We start from the raw sequence: 16,868 nt of genomic DNA, 5'->3' as shown, positions 1-16,868 counted from the left end.
TGGGAGCGGTGGGGTATCTGTAGGAGCGGCGGTTCGGCGCCCCGACTTGTCCCGCGATAGGGCCATCACAGCCCCAAAAAAATAATTTCCCACCCCCCGGAATAATCCCCACCCCCCACCTGTTATCCCCTCAGAACACGCATTCCGATGGGGTCCTTCGATGTACCTTAACCATTTGGCCGAACCGCTGACCGCCGACGCCCCCTGTGGCGAAAGCCTGGAATACGATGCCGACTACCTGGCCCTCGAGGAAGAGGTCCAGGGCAAGCCGGAAGTCGAATATGGCAGCACCCTGACCCAAGCCACCGCCGCCGACTGGAAACGCGTGCACCACCTGGCCCTGGCCCTGGCCCAGCGCAGCCGAGACCTGCGCCTGGCCGCGCACCTGACCCGCGCCGAGCTCAACCTCAACGGCTTCCCTGGTCTGGCCGCAGGCCTGGCACTGATCGAAACCCTGCTTGCCGACCAGTGGGCCCACCTGCACCCGCAACTGGACCCGGAAGACGACCACGACCCGCAACTGCGCGTGAACACCTTGGCCAGCCTCTGTGAAACCGCCGGCCTGTTGCACGACCTGCGCACCACGCCGCTGGTCGATGCCGCGCCGCTGGGTAGCGTCAGCCTGCGCGACATCGACCTGGCCAACGGTGAAGCCAGTGCCACGTCCGATTCGCAAAGCCCGTCCCTGGCCATGATCGAGGCGGTCTTCCAGCAAGCCGCCCCCGAGCACCTTGCCGACACCCTGGCCACCCTGGAGCATGCCTGCCACAGCAGCCAACGCATCGAGTCGCTGCTGACCGAGCACGTCGGTTTCACCAGCGCCATCGACCTCAGCGCGTTGTCCACGGCGCTGCGCCGCGCTGCCGAGGTACTGCGCCAGCGACTGCCCGCCACGCCCGTCGACACACCGCAGGCCGTCACACCACAGGCCCGCACCACCGGTGCCAGCCCGCGTGGCGAGATCGCCAGCCGCGAGGACGTGCGCCAGACCCTGGATCGACTGTGCGCCTACTTCGCCGTACACGAACCCGGCAGCCCGGTGCCGCTGCTGTTGCAGCGTGCCCGCAAACTGCTGGATCTGAACTTCATCGAATTGCTGCAAGACCTGGCCCCCGATGGCCTGGCGCAGATGGCCATGGTCAGTGGCGTGCGCGGCGACCCGCGCAGCGACGACTGATCGACACACCCCGTTAACCCAGCACAGGAGCAGTCCCGTGGCAGAAAACAGCCAGAAGTTCATCGCCCGCAACCGCGCCCCACGGGTGCAGATCGAATACGACGTGGAGATCTACGGCGCCGAGAAGACCGTGCAATTGCCCTTCGTCATGGGCGTGTTCTCCGACCTTTCCGGCAAGCCTGCCGAGCCGCTGCCGCCGGTGGCCGAGCGCAAGTTCCTGGAGGTCGACGTCGACAACTTCGACGAGCGCCTCAAGTCGATGAAACCGCGCGTGGCCTTCCAGGTGCCCAACACTCTTACCGGCGAGGGCAACCTGCCGGTGGAGATCACCTTCGAGAACATGGACGACTTCAGCCCCGGCGCCGTGGCGCGCAAGGTGCCGTCCCTGGATGCACTGCTCACCGCACGCAACCAGCTGTCCAACCTGCTGACCTACATGGACGGCAAGGTCGGCGCCGAGGAACTGCTCGCCCGCGTGCTCGCCGACCCTGCGCTGTTGCAGGCCCTGGGCAGTGCCCCGAAGCCGACTGCCGACAGCAGCGACTGACCCCAACCCCCTGATCGAACCCTGACACCCGGCTGGGCCTTCGCGGCACCGGCAGGTAGACCCTTTTGCCCAAAAAACGAGGGATGCTGCAATGTCCACCCCACAAGCCCATGAGGCAACGGCCCCCGCAGCGGCCCGCGAAGTCGACCTCGATGACTTCGCCAGCCTCTTGCAAAAAGAGTTCAAGCCCAAGACCGACAAGGCCCGCGACGCCGTCGAGAACGCCGTGCGCACCCTGGCCGAGCAGGCCCTGCAAGGCACCCGGCTGATCACCGGCGACGTGCTTGGCACCGTCGAAGGCATGATCGCCGAGCTCGACCGCAAGCTCTCCGAGCAGATCAACCACATCCTCCATCACGAGGAATTCCAGGGCGTGGAAAGCGCCTGGCGCGGCCTGCACTACCTGGTGAACAACACCGAGTCGGACGAGTCGCTGAAGATCCGCGTGATGAACATCTCCAAGGCCGAAGTGCATCGCACCCTGCGCAAGTTCAAGGGCGTGGCCTGGGACCAGAGCCCGATCTTCAAGAAGCTCTACGAAGAGGAATACGGCCAGTTCGGCGGCGAGCCATACGGCGCGTTCGTCGCCGACTACTACTTCAACAACAGCGCCCCGGACGTCGAGCTGCTGAGCCAGATGGCCAAGGTCAGCGCCGCCGCCCACTGCCCGCTGATCACCGCCGCCGACCCCAGCGTGATGCTGATGGAATCCTGGCAGGAGCTGGCCAACCCGCGCGACCTGACCAAGATCTTCCAGACCCCCGAGCACGCCGCCTGGCGCAGCTTCCGCGCCTCGGAAGACTCGCGCTACGTGGGCCTGGCCATGCCGCGCTTCCTCGCCCGCGCGCCCTACGGCGCCAAGACCAACCCGGTGGAAGACTTCGACTTCGAGGAAACCACCGACGGCGTCGGCAGCAAGGACTTCACCTGGGCCAACGCCGCCTACGCCATGGCGGTGAACATCAACCGCTCGTTCAAGCACTACGGCTGGTGTTCGCAGATCCGCGGCATCGAGTCCGGTGGCGCGGTCGAAGGGCTGCCGGTGCACACCTTCCCGACCGACGATGGCGGCGTGGACATGACCTGCCCGACCGAAATCGCCATCAGCGACCGTCGTGAAGCAGAACTGGCCAAGAACGGCTTCATGCCCCTGGTGCACAAGAAGAACAGCAACCTGGCGGCCTTCATCGGCGCGCAGTCGATGCACAAGCCCGCCGAGTACGACGACCCCGACGCCACCGCCAACGCCAACCTGGCCGCGCGCCTGCCGTACCTGTTCGCCACCTGCCGCTTCGCCCACTACTTGAAGTGCATCGTGCGCGACAAGATCGGCTCGTTCAAGGAACGCGCCGACATGCAGGTGTGGCTGAACAACTGGATCGGCCGCTACGTCGAGCACAACCCGGCCACCGCCACCGAATCGGACAAGGCGCGCAAACCGCTGGCCGGCGCCGAGGTGGTGGTCGAGGAGGTCGAGGGCAACCCCGGCTACTACCACTCCAAGTTCTACCTGCGCCCGCACTACCAGCTCGAAGGGCTGACCGTGTCGCTGCGCCTGGTTTCCAAGCTGCCGTCGGCCAAGACCTGACGGCGCGCGTTCCCCAGCACCCTCACTGACCCACCGAAAAGGTACAGACCATGATCCTGCTCAACTTCAACGGCAAGAAAATCAAAGGCACCTCGACCGTCTCCGGCCACGCCGACTGGATCACCATCGACGCCCTGCAGATGGGCGTCGGCCGCGCCATCTCCACCAGCGGCGGTGGCGCCGACCGCGACACCAGCAACCCGTCGTTCTCGGAGATTTCCCTGACCAAGGCCACCGACCTGGCGTCCGCCGACCTGTTCATGGAAGCGGTGTGCGGCAAGAGCCTGGGCAAGGCCGAGATCCACTTCATCCAGACCGGCGGCGCCGAGAAGAAAGAGCAGGTGTTCCTCAAGCTCGAACTCGAGGAGGCGATCATCAGCTCCTACTCGGCCAGCAGCAACGGCGAGCGCCCGAGCGAAACCTTCTCGATCAACTTCACCAAGATCAGCTACCAGTACGACTCCTTCAGCGGCGAGAAGATCACCACCGGCACGCCGAAGAAGTGGGACCTGGAAGCCAACGCCAAGATCTGACCTGGCCCCGTGGCCGGCCGGTGCCCAGGCGCCGGCCCGGTCCTTCGACCTGGAGTGTCGCCCATGACCCCCTTCATCTTGCCTGGCGCTGTCGACCATGGCTGAGCTGACCAGCAGTAAGCGTCTGCAACCCTCGCTGCTCGACCGCCTGAGCGACGACGCCCGCGACCAGTCGCACGAGCCCCGCGAGCAGCGCGTGCTGTCGATGCGCGCGCTGCGCAAGGCGGTGCTGCGCGACCTCGGCTGGCTGCTCAACGGCACCAGCCTGGGCAGTGTGCAGGACCTCACCGCCTACCCGCTGGCGGCGCGCTCGGTGCTGAACTTCGGCCTGCCCGACCTGTCCGGCAAGACCGCCACCGGCCTCGACCCGCAGGCCCTGGCGCGGCGCATCGAGCAGGTGATCGTCGATTTCGAGCCGCGCATCCTGCCCGCCAGCGTGCGCGTCACGCCACTGGCCCGGGACCGCGAACAGGCCAGCCCCAACCAGGTGGCGTTCGAGATCCACGGTGAGCTGTGGGGCCAGCCGCTGCCCGAGCGCCTGTACCTGAAGACCGAACTGGACCTGGAGGCGGGCGATGTGAAGCTCTACGACATCGACGCCGGAGGTGTGCGATGAACCCCAAGCTGCTGCGTTACTACGAGCGCGAACTCCAGCACCTGCGCGAGATGGGCGGTGAGTTCGCCCGCGATTTCCCCAAGGTCGCCGGGCGTCTGGGGCTGGAAAGCCACGCCTGCGCCGACCCTTACGTCGAGCGCCTGCTGGAGGGCTTCAGCTTCCTCGCGGCGCGGGTGCAACTGAAGATCGACGCCGAATTTCCACGCTTCACCAATCACCTGCTGGAGCTGGTCTACCCCCACTACCTGGCACCCACGCCAGCCACGGCCTTGGTGCAACTGCAACCGGACCTCGCCGAAGGCAGCCTGGCCGCAGGCTTCACCGTACCGCGCGGCACGGCGCTGCACAGCCTGCTGGGCAAGGGCGACCAGACCGCCTGCGAATTCCGCACCGCGCATGACGTCACCCTGTGGCCGATCGAGCTCACCGAGGCCCGTTACTTCGCCTGCTCCGGGCAGGTCGGCGGTGTCGAGTTGGCGCGCCTGGGCCCGGTCAAGGCAGCGCTGCGCCTGCGCCTGAAAGTCGGCGCCGGGCTGACCTTCGACAAGCTCGCCCTCGAGCGTTTGATGCTGCACCTGCGCGGCACCGAAGGGCTGGCCGGGCGCATCCAGGAGCAACTGCTGGCCCAGGCCGCCGGGGTGCTGGTGCAGCCGGTGCAGGCCGACAACCGCTGGCACGCCTTCATCGACGCCTCGGCGCTGCGCGCCCAGGGCTTTGACGACGACCAGGCCCTGCTGCCGGTGGCGCCGCGCACCTTCCAGGGCTACCGGCTGCTGCAGGAATACTTCGCCTTGCCGCAGCGCTTCCAGTTCGTCGAACTGGGCGGACTGGGCCCGGCGGTGCAGCGTTGCGACGTCAGTGAACTGGATGTGACGGTGCTGTTCAAGACCTTCGTGCCAGCGCTCGAAAGCAGCGTGTCCGCCACGCAGTTCGCGCTGCACTGCACCCCGGCGATCAACCTGTTCCCCAAACGCGCCGACCGCGTGCACCTGTCTGACCAGCAGGTCGATTACCACGTGGTGCCCGACCGCACCAGGCCGATGGATTTCGAGATCCATCAGGTCACCGGCGTCACCGGCCACGGCAGCGGTGCCGAGGCCGAGCAGCGCTTCGAGTCGTTCTACCGCGCCAACGACCTGCACGACCCTCGCCAGGGCGCCTGGTACCAGGTGCGCCGCGACACCCGCGTGCTCAGCGCCCAGCAGCGTCGCCAGGGGCCGCGCTCCAGCTACATCGGCAGCGAGATCTTCCTGACCCTGGTCGACGCCCACGAGGCGCCGTACCGCAGCGACCTGCGCCAGCTGGGCGTCGACACCCTGTGCAGCAACCGCGACCTGGTGCTGAGCATGCCGGTGGGCGTGGGCAAGACCGACTTCACCGTCGAGTCCGGCGCGCCGGTGCAGGCGGTGCGTTGCGTGGCCGGGCCGACCGCGCCGCGAGCCTCGTTCGCCGAGGGCGAAACCGCCTGGCGGCTGGTCAGCCACCTGTCGCTGAACTACCTGTCGCTGCTCGACCAGGACCCGGAGCAGGGCGCCAGCGCCTTGCGCGACCTGCTGCGGCTGTACTGCGGCGTCAGCGATACGCCGGTGCACAAGCAGGTCGACGGGCTGCGCTCGGTGAGCGCGCGGTCGATCGTGCGACGCTTGCCGATCCCAGGCCCGATCACCCATGGCCGTGGTTTGCAGGTGTGCGTCACAGTCGACGAGAGCGCCTTCGAAGGCGCCAGCCTGTTCGTCTTCGGCGCGGTGCTGGAGCAGTTCTTCGCCAAGTACGTTGCGCTCAACAGCTTTACCGAAACCCAGCTGCACAGCACTACGCGCGGCTTGATCATGCAGTGGCCGGCGAGGGTAGGGCGATGCGAGATCCTCTAGCGCTGTTGCAGCGGCTCGCGCAGAAACCGGCGTCGTTCGACTTCTACGCCGCCCTGCGCCAGCTCGAATGCGCCTTCGCCGACCGCCCACGGATCGGCCAGGCCAGCCGCCCGGCCGACGAGCCGCTGCGCTTCGGCCAGCAGCCGTCGCTGGCCTTCGAACCGTCGATGCTGGCGGGCCTGCAGGCGGGCGACGGGCACCAGGCGCCGCGCCTTCTGCTCAATGGCTTCGGCGCACTGGGCGCCAACGGCCCACTGCCGCTGCACCTGACCGAATACGTACGCGATCGCCAGCGCAATGTCGACGACCCGACCCTGGCGCGCTTCCTCGATATCTTCCATCACCGCCTGATCAGCCTGTTCTACCGCGCCTGGGCCAGTGCCCAGCCAGCGGTCAGCCTTGATCGCCCCGGCGCCGACCGCTTCTCCGACTACGTGGCCTCGCTGATCGGCCTGGGCATGCCCTCGCTGCAAGGCCGCGATGCCGTGCCGCAACTGGCCAAGCAGCACCATGCCGGGCGCCTGGCGCCGCACATGCGCAATGCCGGTGGCCTGGCCGCGCTGCTCAGCGACGACCTCGGCGTGCCGGTGCAGGTGGAGCAGTTCGTCGGCCACTGGATGACCCTGCCGGCCGATGACCTGTGCGCCTTGCGCAGCGGGCCGAGCGCCGAGCGCCTGGGCGTGGGCACGGTGCTCGGGCGCAAGGTGTGGAACGCCCAGGGCAAGTTCCGCCTGCGGGTCGGCCCGCTGAGCATGGCCCAAGTGCGCCGCCTGCTGCCGGGCCAGCCCGGCCTGCGTCGGCTGACCGACTGGGTGCGCCAGTACGCGGGCCTGGCGCTGGACTGGGACGTCAACCTGATCGTCGCCCGCCAGCACCTGCCCGGCACCCGCCTGGGCCGGGATGCCCGGCTTGGCTGGAGCAGTTGGCTGAGCAGCGCACCACCGAGCGAAGACGACCGCCAGTTGCTCATCAACCCGCGCCTTACCCCTTCCGTTTCCCCCTCATCGCAAGGATCAGATCATGGCTGAGATCAGTCGAGTGGCCCTGTTCGGCAAACTCAACGGCCTGTGCTACCGGGCCATCGAAAGCAGCACGGTGTTCTGCAAGCTGCGTGGCAACCCCTACGTGGAGCTGGCGCACTGGCTGCACCAGTTGCTGCAGGCGCAGGACAGCGACCTGGTGCGCATCGTGCGCCACTACAGCCTCGACCTGGCGCGCCTGGCCGCCGACCTGACCACGGCGCTGGACGGCCTGCCGCGTGGCTCCACCTCGATCACCGACCTGTCGTCGCAACTCGAAGACACGGTCGAGCGCGCCTGGGTGCATGCCACGCTGATGTTCGGCGAGGCCCAGGTGCGCTCCGGGCACCTGCTGGTCGGCCTGCTCAAGGACCGCGCCCTGCGCAATGCGGTGCTGGCGTTGTCCGCCGAGTTCGCCAAAGTGCGCGTCGACGACCTGACCGAGTGCTTCGCCACCTTGCTGGCCGACTCACCCGAGGCCAACCAGACGGCCAGCGACGGTTTCCAACTGGCACCGGGGGAAAGCTCCGGCGCGCTGCCCAGCGCCGGCCCGAATGGCCAGGAGGCGCTGGCGCGCTTCACCGTCGACCTCACCGGGCAGGCGCGCAGCGGCACGCTGGACCCGATCGTCGGGCGTGACGACGAGATCCGCCAGGTCATCGACATCCTCATGCGCCGCCGGCAGAACAACCCGTTGCTGGTCGGCGAGGCCGGGGTCGGCAAGACCGCCGTGGTCGAAGGCCTGGCCCAGCGCATCGTGCGCGGTGACGTGCCGCCAGCGCTGCGCACGGTGCGCCTGCTGGTGCTCGACGTCGGCCTGCTGCAGGCCGGGGCGAGCATGAAGGGCGAGTTCGAGCAGCGCCTGCGCGCGGTGATCGACGAAGTGCAGGCCAGCGTCACGCCGGTGATCCTGTTCATCGACGAAACCCACACCCTGGTCGGCGCTGGCGGTGCGGTGGGCACCGGCGATGCGGCCAACCTGCTCAAGCCCGCGCTTGCCCGTGGCACGCTGCGCACGATCGGCGCGACCACCTTCGCCGAGTACAAGAAGTACATCGAGAAAGACCCCGCGTTGACCCGGCGCTTCCAGACCGTGCAGGTCGACGAACCCGACGAGGCCCGGGCGCTGCTGATGCTGCGCGGCATCGCCGAGAGCATGGCACGCTACCACCAGGTTCAGATTCTCGACACTGCGCTGGCTGCGGCGGTGCGCCTCTCGCACCGCTACATCCCCGCGCGCCAGCTGCCGGACAAGGCCATCAGCCTGCTCGACACCGCCTGCGCGCGGGTTGCCATCAGCCTGCACGCCACCCCGGCGGCGGTGGACGACAGCCGTCGCCGACTCGAAGCGCTGGGCACCGAGCAGGCGATCATCGCCCGCGAGCGCGCGCTGGGGGTGGACACCGAAGCGCGCCAGGCGGCCCTCGACGCGCAGCGCACCCGCGAGCGCGAGCGGCTCGATGGCCTGGAGGCGTCCTGGGCCAGCGAGCAGGAACAGGTGGCGGCGATCGTCGAACTGCGCGGGCAACTGGGCGGCGAGGGCGCGAGCGACGACGCCTTGGTTGAGCTGCGCAGCCGCCAGCAAGCGCTGGCCGAGGCCCAGGGCGAGACGCCGTTGATCCTGCTCACCGTCGACGAGCAAGCGGTGGCCGCCGTGGTGCAGGACTGGACCGGCATTCCGGTCGGACGCATGGTGCGCAACGAGATCGACAACGTGCTCAACCTGGCCAGCAGCCTGTCGCGCCGCATCATCGGCCAGCCGCATGCCCTGGAAGCCATCGCCCGGCGTATTCAGACCGCGCGCGCCGGGCTCGACAACCCAGGCAAGCCGGTGGGCGTGTTCCTGCTCGTCGGCACCTCGGGGGTGGGCAAGACCGAGACCGCCCTGGCCCTGGCCGAGGCGCTGTATGGCGGTGAGCACAACCTGGTGACCATCAACATGAGCGAGTACCAGGAAGCGCACACGGTCTCCAGCCTCAAGGGCGCGCCACCCGGCTACGTCGGCTACGGCGAGGGCGGCGTGCTGACCGAGGCGGTGCGGCGCAAGCCCTACAGCGTGGTGCTGTTGGACGAGATCGAGAAGGCCCACCCCGATGTGCACGAGCTGTTCTTCCAGGTGTTCGACAAAGGCTGGATGGAGGACGGCGAGGGCAGGGTGATCGACTTCAGGAACACCCTGATCCTGCTCACCACCAACGTCGGCACCGAGACCATCAGCCACCTGTGCCAGCGACCGGAGCGGGTGCCGGACCCGGAAACCATCGCCCGCGCCCTGCGCGAGCCGCTGCTGCAAGTCTTCCCGCCCGCGCTGCTCGGGCGGGTGGTGACCATCCCGTATTACCCGCTGAGCGACGCCATGCTCGCCAGCATCATCCGCCTGCAACTGGTCCGCATCGAGCGGCGCCTGGCCGAGCGCCACGGCGTGCCGTTCAGCTGCGACGAGGCAGTGGTAGCGCTGATCGCCAGCCGCTGCACGGAGCTCGAGAGCGGCGGGCGGATGATCGACGCGATCCTCACCCACTCGGTACTGCCCGCCATCAGCCGCGAATTCCTCGAACGGATGCTGCGCGGCGAAGCAGTCACCCGCGTGCACCTGGGCGTGCGCGACGGCGCCTTCGACTACACCTACGACGAGGAAGCGGCATGATCATCACCATGCACCTGTACACCGGCCTGTTCGTCTACGGCGACGCCATCGCCCAGATGCGCACCTTGCTGGCCATGCCCAAGGGGCGCGAAGGGTTCTTTCGCATCGACCTGATCCTGAAGCCAGGCGAGGGCGTGGCGGCGAGCCTGCTGATGTCGCGCAAGTCCCTGTACATCGATGCCTTCCTCGGCGCCGATGGCACCTGGTACCACTTCGCCGATTCCGAGCCGCCGTTTGCCCCGAAGCTGGGCGTGGGCGGCAACAACAATCGTCTGCGCAAGATTGACCTGAAGGGCACTCATTCGGCCTTGCGCACCAACACCACGGCCACCACCTACTCGGCCTTCACCCGCATGGACCTGGTAGCGCTGCGCCAATACAGCGGCGGCGGCTACGACCACCTCAGGCTGCCGCTGTCGTTCGCCGTGGTGGCCTGCGCCGAAGCGGTGCGCTTCAAGGAAACCGAGCTGCGTATCGAACGCCTGCTGGCCAGCGAGCACGACGCCTACAAGCCGCTGAGCGACTGGCAGACATTGTTCAAGGACTGGGAAAAGCTCACCGAGGTGCAAAGCGCCAAGGTGTGGGTGCGCCACGCAGGCTGACAGGGGAGACAACGAGCATGTCCGAGCGCGACGGCAAGAAAAGCAGCTACGAGTTCATCAAGGCCTTGGAAGAGGCGGCCGACCCTGATTGCGTCAAGGCCTGCAAGCAAGGGCCGATCCTCGACCTGTACCGCATCGATTTTCGCTACCTGCCGGTGGACGCGCGCATCAAGCAGTTGATGCGCACCTTGATGCAATCGGCGGCGCCCTACGATTGCAGCGCCATCGCCACCTCGATCGGCGACGACACCCTGGGGGCGATGCGCCAGATCCATTCCAACACCCCTTGCTACCTGCCGCAATTGACGGCGCAGCAGCCGGCCTCGGCACGCGGGCAGCTGTACCACACCTACGCGCAGGCCAACAAACACCACTCGGCCGACCGCGGCGGCGGCAACTGTGCCACAGGCTACGTCGAGTACACCGCGGGCGACCTGGACGCTTACGGCTGGGGCGGCAACCGCTTTCGCATTGTCTTCGACTACCTCAACGCGCGGCTGTACTTCGCGCCGCTGCACTACGCCTCGTGGCGTTTCAGCGGCAGTCAGCTGGAGACCGTCGACAAGCCGGCGGCGTTCTCTGGCCATCCGAACCCGTTCTTCTGGATTACCGACATCAAGTGAACCCAGGCCTGCCGGCCTTCGAGAGCCTTCCATGAACAAGAAACAAGATTTCGCATTTTCCTGTGGCGCGGCATCGCTGTTGTGCGCGGCGGCGGAGCTGGGCGTGACCACCCTGCCGAACACCGGCGCGCGCAGCACCGGCCAGGCCTTGCAGGTCAACTATTTCTGCGAGGCGGCGCTGTACCAGATCACCTCGGGGTCCGTGACGGGCGGGCGGCTGGACAAGGAGGAGGCCGACCTGAGCAAGCTGGGCTATTCCTTCCCGCACAACGTGGCCATCGCTGCCCGCGAGTTGGGATTGGATGTGAAGATCTACATGAGCGGGATGATCGCCAGCGCGTTGTCGACCTTCTACCCCGATGCCGAGACCAAGTGCGTGCGGGCGGGCTTCCCGATCATCCATTCCGAGCCACCGGCCCTGGCGGCCAACCGGCGGGCGCTGAAAATCGTGATGACCTTCGGCATCGGCCTGCACTACGTGATGCAGCGCCCGGACGGCACCTACATGGACCCGGGTGACGGCAAGGACTTCGCCGACTTCAAGCAGATGAACCTGTGGAGCAAGTGCTACAACAGCACTGGCATCACCCTGGTGCTGGAGCGGCTGGTGTCCACCGCAGCGGCCTGATCGCGTCGCCTGGCACGGGCTACGCCCGTGATGCCGCACTGCTGCTCCTGCAGGTTCGCCGCCGTCCCTGAGAACGGCGCTGTACCTGTAGGAGCGGGCTTGCCCGCGAACACCGGTATCGCCGATGCCAGAAAACGTGGTGACTGACAGCCACTGCGCCTTTTTTCATCCCCCCCACGGAATAAACCCCGCTCCCCACCTGTTGTGTCCCCAAGGCCGACCCTTGCGGCCACCCCGCGTGAAGGAGCCCTGGATGCCCGTTACCCAAGCCAACCGCGAAATTGCCGTCACCTGCGTGCTGGCCCCCGACACCCTGCTGTTTCGGCGCATGACCGCCCGCGAAGGCCTGTCGACCCTGAGCGAATACCACATCGACCTCTACAGCGAACGCACCGACCTGGACCTCGACGACCTGCTCGCCACCCCCCTGACTGTTGCCGTGGAACTGCCCAAGGGCGGCCAGCGCCACTTCAGCGGCCTGGTCACGCGCTTCGCCTACACCGGCCGCCAGGGCCGCTTCGCCACCTACCACGCGGTGGTGCGCCCGTGGCTGTGGCTGCTGACCCGCAGCAGCGACTGCCGGATTTTCCAGCAGCGCAACGTGCCGGACATCGTCCAGGCGGTGTTCGCCCCTTACACCCTGGCCGACGTCGATACCTCGGGCCTGAGCGCCAGCTACCCGGCCCTTGAGTACTGCGTGCAGTACCGCGAAAGCGACTTCGACTTCGTCAGCCGCCTGCTGGAGCAGGCCGGCATCTACTACTTCTTCCGCAGCGACGCCGGCCGCCACACCCTGGTGCTGGCCGACGGCTACGGCGCCCACGCGCCCGCCCCAGGCTACGCACAGGTGCGCTACCTGCCAGCCGAGGACCAGGCCATGCGCGACAGCGAGGTGATCTACGACTGGCGCATGAGCGGCGAAGTCGAGCCCGGCGCCTGGGCCCTGCAGGCCTACGACTTCGAAAAACCCTCGGCCAACCTGCTGGTCAAGTCGACCCAGGCGCGCCCCTACGCCCAGTCACGCTTCGAGCGCTACGACTACCCCGGCAAGTACCGCGAGCGCCCGCAGGGCGAGACCCTGGCCCGCCATCAGCTCGAGGCCCGGCACACCAGCTACCGGCGTATCGAGGGCGCTACCCGCGCGCGCGGGCTGTTCCCCGGCGCGCTGTTCACCCTCAGCGAACACCCGCGCGGCGATCAGAACCAACAGGTGCTGGTGCTCGCCGCCGAATACGAGCTGTCGTCCGACACCTACGAACCGACCCGCCCCGAAGACCCGGCGCCCGTGCTCACCTGCCGCTTCACCGCACTGCCGCGCCAGCAGGACTACCGCCCGCCATGCCTCACCCCGCGTCCGCTGGTGCACGGCCCGCAGACCGCCAAGGTAGTGGGCAAGGCCGGGGAGGAGATCTGGACCGACCCCTATGGCCGGATCAAGGTGCAGTTCCACTGGGACCGCGAAGGCCAGGAAAACGAGAACAGCTCGTGCTGGATCCGCGTCGCCCAGGGCTGGGCCGGCAAGCGCTGGGGCAGCCTGTTCCTGCCGCGCATCGGCCAGGAAGTGGTGGTGAGTTTTCTCGAAGGCGACCCCGACCGCCCGCTGGTCACCGGCAGCGTCTACAACGCCGAGGTGATGCCGCCCTACAACCTGCCCGAACAAGCCACCCGCTCGACCCTAAAGAGCCACTCCAGCAAAGGCGGCAACGGCTACAACGAACTGCGCTTCGAAGACCGCAAGGGTGCCGAGCAGGTGTTCATCCACGCCGAGCGCAACTTCGACCAGCGCATCGAGCGCGATGCCCTCGATTGGGTGGGCGGCGAGCGCCATTCGCGAGTGGCCAAGGACCTGCGCGAACGCATCGGCGGCGACCGCCACCAGCATGTGCTGGGCGATCGCACCGAAAAGGCCGTGGGCAGCGTGTCCCAGGCCGCCGGCCGTGACCTGCAACTGGACGGCGCGCTCAAGGCCAGCCTCAGCGGCGGCACCGATGTGCACATCAAGGGCGGCATGAACGTGGTGATCGAGGCGGGGGCGAGCATCACCCTCAAGGCCGGCGGCTCGTTCCTGACCCTCGGCCCGACCATCATCGCCTCGATGCTGCCGCTGCCGTTGCCCCAGGCCTCGGCCGCCGCCAACGCCCTGGTGCTGGCCTCGCGGCCCGGCCCGGTGGGCCAGCCGCTGGAGCCCAAGGAGGCCGACGATGGCCGCCAGTGAACCCCGCCACCTTCCTGCCGAAAGGAACCTGACATGCCTGTGAAACTGTGGGTCGAACGTTATCGCGGGCAGCCGCCCGCAGCTGAGCTGGCGTGCCTGATCGACGTCGCCGGCACCTTGGGCCGCGCGCCCGGCAACGACCTGGTGCTGGACGATCCGGGCAAGTACATCTCCCGCAGCCACGCCCGCGTCGAGCGGCGTGAGGGCGGCTACTACCTCACCGACACCGGCAGCAACCCCAGCGTGATCAACGAGCGCCTGCTCGGCCATGGCCGCGAGACGCTGCTGCAGGCCGGCGACCAGTTGGTGATCGGCGACTACCAGATCGGTGTGGCGCTGCTCGCGGTGGAGCAGGCCGACCCCGACCAGACGGGGGTTGGCGCCACCCAGACCCTGGCGGTGTTCGTGCCACCGGCGCCGGTCCAGCCGCCGCCACCACCGCCGCTGGAAGCCCCCGTGGCACCGCGCAGCGAGCCGGGCTTCAGCCAGCCACGGGTGGACACCGACGCCCTGGCGGCGGCGAGCATCCTGCAAGGCGAGCCAGTGTTCGAGCCGGCCCCGATGCTGGACGACCCGCTGGGCCTGAACCTGTTCGGCGGCCAGCGCCCCACGGCGGCCTTCCTTGGCACCCCGGCCGATCACCTGTCGCCGGAGTTGCAGGCCCTGCCGGCCTTGCCTGTCAGCCCAGCCCCCCAGGCGCCGGAAGCGGCGTTGATCCCCGATGGCTACGACGCCCTGGCCGACCTGCTGGCGACGCCTGCCGCCCCAGCCAGCCTGGCGCCTGCACCCACCCCAATCGCAACACCGGCCCCCGTTGCCGCAGAACCCACGGCGGCCGGCGAAGACCCTGTGCTCCAGGCCCTGCTCGAAGGCCTCGGCCTGCCGCACCTGCGCGCCTCGCGCAGCCCCGAAGAGCTGGCCCGGCTGGTGGGGGAAATGCTCCGCGCCGCCACCGGCGGCACCATGGGCGTGCTGATGGCGCGGGCGCTGACCAAGCGCGAAAGCCATATCGAGATGACCATGATCGGCGCGCATTCGAACAACCCGTTGAAGTTCTTCCCCGACCCCACCAGCGCCCTCAGCCAGATGCTCAGCACCGACGCCCCGGCCTATCTGCCCGGCGTGCAGGCGCTGCACGCCGCCTTCGACGACCTGCGCGCCCACGAGATGGCGGTGATCGCCGGCATGCGCGAGGCCCTGGGCGAGGTGATGCAGCGCTTCGACCCGGTGCGCATCGAACGTCGACTGGCCGCTCCCGGCGCCCTGGAACGCGTGCTGCCCTCGACGCGCAAGGCCCGCCTGTGGGCGCGTTTCGCAGAGCTGCACGCCGAGCTTGCACGCGATGGCGACGAAGACCTGCAACGCCTGTACGGCGAGAAATTCTCCGTGGCCTACCAGCAGCAGGTCAGCCGCCTGCGCGACATGCCCTGAACCCCTTTACCCGAGATCGCATTCATGTCCTGGAACAGCAAAGTCGTCTGGTCGGAAGGCATGCTCCTGCAGCCCCAGCACCTGCAGCAGCACGACCGTTTCCTCAATGCCCACCTGGAGGCCCGGGTCGCGGCGCTGCGCCCCTACGCCTGGGGCTTCTCGCGCCTGGAGCTCGACGAGCAGCACCTGGCCTTCGGCAAGCTGGCGCTCAAGGCTTACAGCGGCGTGCTGCCCGATGGCACGCCGATCGGCCTGCCATTCGACGAGATGCCGTTGCCGCTGGAGATCCCCGCCGACGCCCGTGACCTCGACGTGGTGCTGGCGCTGCCCACCGCACGCCATGGCGTGGCGGAAGTGGACGACCGCGTGAGCGCGGAGAACTTCGCCCGCCATCGCAGCGTCGAGTACGAGGCCTGGGACAGCAACGGCCTGGACAACAGCGCGCTGATGAACGTCGGCAAGCTGCGCCTGCGCCTGGCCCTGGCCAGCGACGTCGCTGACGCCCACGCGGTGTTGGGCGTGGCGCGGGTGCTGGAGCGCCGCGCCGACCAGCAGGTGTTGCTCGACCCCGCCTACTGCCCGCCGAGCCTCACTTTGCAGGCCGCACCGCGCCTGGCGGCGTTCGTCGACGAACTGCTGGGCCTGCTGCACCAGCGCGCCGAGGCCATGGCCACGCGCCTGGCCCAGCCGGGTGCCAGCGGCGCGGCAGAGATCGCCGACTTTTTGCTGCTGCAACTGCTCAACCGCAGCGAGCCGCTGGTGCGCCACCTGGCCAGCATGGCCGGGCTGCATCCCGAGGCGTTGTACCGCCAACTGACTGAGTTGGCCGGCGAGCTGGCGACCTTTACCCATGCCGACAAGCGCGCCAGCCGCTACCCGGTGTACCGCCACGACGCCCTGGCCGAGACCTTCGCTCCGCTGATGCTCGACCTGCGCCGCGCCCTGGCCACGGTGATCGACGCGCGCGCCCTGCAGATCCCGCTGGAGGAGCGTCAGTTCGGTATCCGCGTGGCGGTGCTGCCCGACCGCGCGCTGCTCGGCAGCGCCACCTTCGTCCTCGCCGTGCATGCGCAGATGCCGGCCGAAGCGGTGCGCAGCGGGTTCCCGCCGCAGGTCAAGCTGGGCTCGGTGGAGAAGATCCGCGACATGGTCAACCTGCAACTGCCCGGCATCGGCCTGCGGCCATTGCCGGTGGCGCCGCGGCAGTTGCCGTTCCACGCAGGCTTCACCTACTTCGAACTCGACCGCAACAGCGAGTACTGGCAACAGCTGACCCAGTCGGCAGGCTTCGCCCTGCACGTGGCCGGCAGCTTCCCCGGGCTGGACATGCAGTTCTGGGCCATCCGCAACGCCTGATCGACAGCGCAGGTA

Annotated in this window: 14 protein-coding genes; all 14 read left to right on the top strand. The window is 68.2% G+C overall.

Annotation, left to right across the window (positions count from 1 at the left end):
* The first annotated feature begins 160 nt into the window (after positions 1–160).
* Positions 161–1,177, top strand: coding sequence for a type VI secretion system protein TssA (gene tssA, locus F6X62_RS10580; RefSeq protein WP_153773457.1), 1,017 nt, complete (start codon positions 161–163; stop codon positions 1,175–1,177).
* A gap of 37 nt (positions 1,178–1,214) precedes the next feature.
* Positions 1,215–1,724: a type VI secretion system contractile sheath small subunit gene (gene tssB / locus F6X62_RS10575; protein ID WP_054895420.1), complete on the top strand. Its 510-nt coding sequence runs from the start codon at positions 1,215–1,217 to the stop codon at positions 1,722–1,724.
* A 91-nt stretch (positions 1,725–1,815) separates the two neighbouring features.
* Entirely contained in the window at positions 1,816–3,312 is a 1,497-nt protein-coding gene (gene tssC / locus F6X62_RS10570; protein WP_063545520.1) for a type VI secretion system contractile sheath large subunit, read from the top strand.
* A gap of 50 nt (positions 3,313–3,362) precedes the next feature.
* The gene (locus F6X62_RS10565; RefSeq protein ID WP_054895422.1) at positions 3,363–3,845 is read left to right on the top strand and encodes a type VI secretion system tube protein Hcp; all 483 of its coding nucleotides are present in this window, start codon (positions 3,363–3,365) and stop codon (positions 3,843–3,845) included.
* A gap of 97 nt (positions 3,846–3,942) precedes the next feature.
* The gene (tssE, locus tag F6X62_RS10560) at positions 3,943–4,461 is read left to right on the top strand and encodes a type VI secretion system baseplate subunit TssE (protein ID WP_153773456.1); all 519 of its coding nucleotides are present in this window, start codon (positions 3,943–3,945) and stop codon (positions 4,459–4,461) included.
* Positions 4,458–6,332: a type VI secretion system baseplate subunit TssF gene (tssF, locus tag F6X62_RS10555; RefSeq protein WP_153773455.1), complete on the top strand. Its 1,875-nt coding sequence runs from the start codon at positions 4,458–4,460 to the stop codon at positions 6,330–6,332. The genes tssE and tssF overlap by 4 nt, the downstream gene beginning before the upstream one ends.
* Positions 6,317–7,360 carry a type VI secretion system baseplate subunit TssG gene (gene tssG, locus F6X62_RS10550; RefSeq protein WP_256674025.1) on the top strand — a complete coding sequence of 348 codons (1,044 nt, stop codon included), beginning with the start codon at positions 6,317–6,319 and terminating at the stop codon, positions 7,358–7,360. Before tssF ends, tssG begins: the two co-directional genes overlap by 16 nt.
* Positions 7,353–9,998 carry a type VI secretion system ATPase TssH gene (tssH, locus tag F6X62_RS10545; RefSeq protein ID WP_153773453.1) on the top strand — a complete coding sequence of 882 codons (2,646 nt, stop codon included), beginning with the start codon at positions 7,353–7,355 and terminating at the stop codon, positions 9,996–9,998. Before tssG ends, tssH begins: the two co-directional genes overlap by 8 nt.
* Complete coding sequence (locus F6X62_RS10540; protein ID WP_153773452.1) at positions 9,995–10,600, top strand: ribosome-inactivating family protein; 606 nt, start codon at positions 9,995–9,997, stop codon at positions 10,598–10,600. Before tssH ends, F6X62_RS10540 begins: the two co-directional genes overlap by 4 nt.
* A gap of 17 nt (positions 10,601–10,617) precedes the next feature.
* Positions 10,618–11,223, top strand: coding sequence for a hypothetical protein (locus F6X62_RS10535; RefSeq protein ID WP_065864803.1), 606 nt, complete (start codon positions 10,618–10,620; stop codon positions 11,221–11,223).
* Between the two features lie 31 nt (positions 11,224–11,254).
* The gene (locus F6X62_RS10530; RefSeq protein ID WP_153773451.1) at positions 11,255–11,851 is read left to right on the top strand and encodes a hypothetical protein; all 597 of its coding nucleotides are present in this window, start codon (positions 11,255–11,257) and stop codon (positions 11,849–11,851) included.
* Positions 11,852–12,104: 253 nt separating this feature from the next.
* Positions 12,105–14,066 (top strand): type VI secretion system Vgr family protein, encoded by a 1,962-nt coding sequence (locus F6X62_RS10525; protein WP_153773450.1) that lies wholly within the window; start codon positions 12,105–12,107, stop codon positions 14,064–14,066.
* A 33-nt stretch (positions 14,067–14,099) separates the two neighbouring features.
* A complete protein-coding gene (gene tagH / locus F6X62_RS10520; protein WP_153773449.1) occupies positions 14,100–15,497 on the top strand; it encodes a type VI secretion system-associated FHA domain protein TagH in 1,398 nt (465 codons plus the stop codon).
* A 24-nt stretch (positions 15,498–15,521) separates the two neighbouring features.
* Positions 15,522–16,853, top strand: coding sequence for a type VI secretion system baseplate subunit TssK (gene tssK / locus F6X62_RS10515; RefSeq protein ID WP_112898702.1), 1,332 nt, complete (start codon positions 15,522–15,524; stop codon positions 16,851–16,853).
* Positions 16,854–16,868 lie beyond the last annotated feature (15 nt).

The sequence above is a fragment of the Pseudomonas sp. MNR3A genome, assembly GCF_009650575.1.
In the GTDB taxonomy this organism is placed as follows: domain Bacteria; phylum Pseudomonadota; class Gammaproteobacteria; order Pseudomonadales; family Pseudomonadaceae; genus Aquipseudomonas; species Aquipseudomonas machongensis.
Note: the sequence above shows the minus strand (reverse complement) of the source record. Positions and strands in the feature narration are given on the sequence as shown.